Source organism: Acinetobacter sp. LMB-5, from assembly GCF_001541635.1.
GTDB lineage: Bacteria > Pseudomonadota > Gammaproteobacteria > Pseudomonadales > Moraxellaceae > Acinetobacter > Acinetobacter pittii.
Genome location: NZ_LRDR01000034.1, coordinates 1 through 668, shown reverse-complemented (window position 1 = coordinate 668; position 668 = coordinate 1). Strand labels below are relative to the sequence as shown.

At 39.8% G+C, this 668-nt stretch carries 2 protein-coding genes; both read right to left on the bottom strand.

The genetic code is table 11. The features are described from left to right. Nucleotides 1-41 precede the first annotated feature (41 nt). Nucleotides 42-371, bottom strand: a complete 330-nt coding sequence (locus AW165_RS18355; RefSeq protein ID WP_060466680.1) for a hypothetical protein — start codon at nucleotides 369-371, stop codon at nucleotides 42-44. Further along, nucleotides 361-668: hypothetical protein (locus tag AW165_RS19795; RefSeq protein ID WP_171254265.1), on the bottom strand; the 308-nt coding region annotated here is incomplete at its 5' end. The genes AW165_RS18355 and AW165_RS19795, both read right to left, overlap by 11 nt.

The window sequence follows — 668 nt, the reverse complement described above, 5'->3', positions numbered from 1 at the left end:
GCCTCCCCATGGGGAGGCTTTATTGTTTCTGATAGCTTCAGTCAAAAACTGCTGTGGTACAACTGATAAAGTGTAAATATAACAGCTACCGTTGTAGTTCCTATCATTGTGTCACGATGCGCCCGATAAGATTCCATAATTGTCTCTATATCGTTTTCATCTACGTTGTTTATTGTACCGTACCTCATCATTCCTTTACCTTTGCAATAAAGGCGAAGCCCTAAACCAGAACAAAGAAAAGCGGCAAACCACATCCCAATAACACCCAAAACACTATCCCGAAAAAACAGCACACCTAAGATGACGCAAAAAATAAATACTCCATCGGAGATATTCATATATCTCCAAACTTTAATTTTATTAATCATCATCGTTATCTCCACTTAAAAAATTACCAGTGAGATAACTAACAAAACTATCCGATGTATCTTGGACTCGCTTAGGCAGATTGAGTAATCTTAAGCGATATGCAGCCCCCATCCCTGTAGCATAAGCCCAAAGCGGGTCAAAATCTAAATTAGCAGCAGAATAAACAACATCAGCTTGGACAACCCTTTGCAAAGGTGCCAAGTAAGGGTTAGCAATTAAAGAAACACCAATCACCTGCATCACATCCGAACGTTTATCTTGTGTCGCTGCCTCGATGTAATCCTGAAAAGCATCATCTT